Genomic DNA, 2,064 nt, shown 5'->3' with positions numbered 1-2,064 from the left:
CCCAAAGCGCCAGCACCCGCCCCTGCGCCTGCCGCGCCAGCTCCAGCACCGCCTAAGCCAAGTGCTGAGAAGCCGCCTTTAACAAAGTTGAGGATCTGCCCACCAACGCCAACGGCAACGCCGACAAGGGCGGCATCCATTACATAACCGCCAACTTCAGCGGCCAAAGGATGTTGCTTTAGGAAATCATTGATGCCAAGCAGCCCGGTATTCAGTGTCTTAAACGCCGCGTCCAGCCCTGAAAGCGTGGGAGTTGCTAACGTATTCGCAATATTCGAAATGTTTGCTATCGATTGCTCGAATTGCTGAATCGTTGTGCTTGATAAGACACCCTGTTCTTCCCGAACCGTTGCCGCATTTGAAAACGTTCGCTCTTGTTCCCGCATGCGCTCGGGGGCGCCGGGTTCGGACAGCACATTGGCGATGCGCCCGCCCTGAACCTGGAATAAATCTTCGATTTTGTTCGGCGCTAGATCAGGATGTTCCGCCCGATAGGCCGTCAAACGATTTCCTGTTTACGCACTTTCCTCAGCCCCATAGTTCTGGTACATAGCATGAACATGAAGGTTCGGTAGCGGGATGTGACAATGGCTCGGAACAAGGTTCAATTTCAGAAGGGTCTCAGTGAAGTAGGGTTCGAGGCGCTTTACGGCACAGAGGAAAAATGCCGTGCGTTGGTGATCGCGTCGCGGTGGCCGAATGGCTTTGAATGCCCGGCTTGCGGTGGGCGAGCGTACTGCGAAGTGAAGTCTCGTGGCCTGTTCCAATGCAATGCCTGCCGCCGCCAAACCTCGCCAATCGCAGGCACGATCTACGCCTCGACCCATCTGCCATTGCGGTTGTGGTTCCGAGCTATGTATCACCTGACCCAGAGCAAGCAGGGCATCTCCAGTATCGAACTGGGCCGTCGGCTTGGCGTGACGCAGACCACAGCGTGGAAGATCAAGCACAAGCTGGCGCAGGTCATGATGGAGCGTGACGCCACCAAGCGGCTGAGCGGGCGTGTTGAACTGGACGATGTCTATCTCGGCGGCGAACGCACGGGCGGCAAGCGGGGCCGCGGCGCACCCGGAAAGACACCCTTCGTTGCCGCCGCCGAGACCACGCCGGAGGGCAAACCGGTGCGCCTGAAACTGCGTCGCGTCACCAGCTTCTGCAACCATGCGCTGTCGACTTTTGCCAAGCGGAGCCTCGATCCGACATGCGAGGTCGTCAGCGATGGGCTGGCTTGTTTCGGTGCAGTGGCGGACGCTGGGTGTAAGCATCAGGTCGTCAAGACCGGCTCGGGCGCCGCCGCGGCGCGCACCCCCACCTTCAAATGGGTCAATACAGCACTGGGCAATATCAAAGCTGCCATTGTCGGAACCTACCGCGCGATTGATCAGAAACATGTGCCGCGCTACCTCGCCGAGTTCGAGTATCGCTTCAACCGACGATACGACCTTGGCGCCATGATGCCGCGGCTCACCTGGGCTGGCGTGCGCACGACGCCAATGCCCTACCGGCTGCTCAAGCTGGCCGACGTCTTTGCATGAGCAGGTCAACAATACGCAGGAAACTGGCTGAGGAAAGTGCGTAAGCAGGATCCCTTTTGTAAATCGGACATAAAGACCAGCCTTACTCAGTTGCTATCGGGGAGGCTTCAGAACCTGAGGCGTCACCTCTGCCTCAGGTTTTGCCCCAGAGTTTTAAACTTACAACCTTCAAAGTCCGAACCTGCCAGCGAGATACAAAAAACAATATTGCTAAAATAGGTCCAAGAAGAACCACTTTCATACAGAAAAGAACAACGTCCGTGTCGCGCTTGCGCTTAGCATCTAATTCGACATAAGTTTTCGGCGTTGGGAAATCGTTCGTGTTTGGACCCTAATCTGGCTGGGCTTTATTGGCAGTCAGCCTTTCGTTGGCGATTGCCGCTATCTCAGCAGTTGCCGTCCAGCTCCAGCCACTATTGTCAGTTAGACCGCATTTAGGGCAGCGGTGGACCGGAGTGCCTTGTTGATTACGAGCCCCACCATTCCGCCAGCCAACGGTCAGCATAGGAGACCCTGGCGTCTCACAGTG

The 2,064-nt window shown here is 56.8% G+C and carries 1 protein-coding gene and 1 pseudogene; one reads left to right on the top strand and one right to left on the bottom strand.

Features of this window, described 5'->3' with window-relative positions; translation table 11 throughout:
* A pseudogene (locus VGC62_RS16690) lies at positions 1–503 on the bottom strand (hypothetical protein); the annotation flags it as partial.
* An 84-nt stretch (positions 504–587) separates the two neighbouring features.
* On the opposite strand from VGC62_RS16690, the gene VGC62_RS16685 reads away from it, so the two are divergent.
* On the top strand, positions 588–1,535 hold the full coding sequence (locus VGC62_RS16685; RefSeq protein WP_331188188.1) for an IS1595 family transposase: 948 nt from the start codon (positions 588–590) through the stop codon (positions 1,533–1,535).
* Positions 1,536–2,064 lie beyond the last annotated feature (529 nt).

Source organism: Pseudomonas sp. (assembly GCF_036404235.1).
Lineage (GTDB): Bacteria > Pseudomonadota > Gammaproteobacteria > Pseudomonadales > Pseudomonadaceae > Aquipseudomonas.
This window is presented reverse-complemented; position numbering and strand designations above follow the sequence as displayed.

Bases quoted from the DNA above. Each gene is read 5' to 3' on its own strand.
- VGC62_RS16685 (WP_331188188.1), top strand. From the start codon at position 588: ATGGCTCGGAACAAGGTTCAATTTCAGAAGGGTCTCAGTGAAGTAGGG.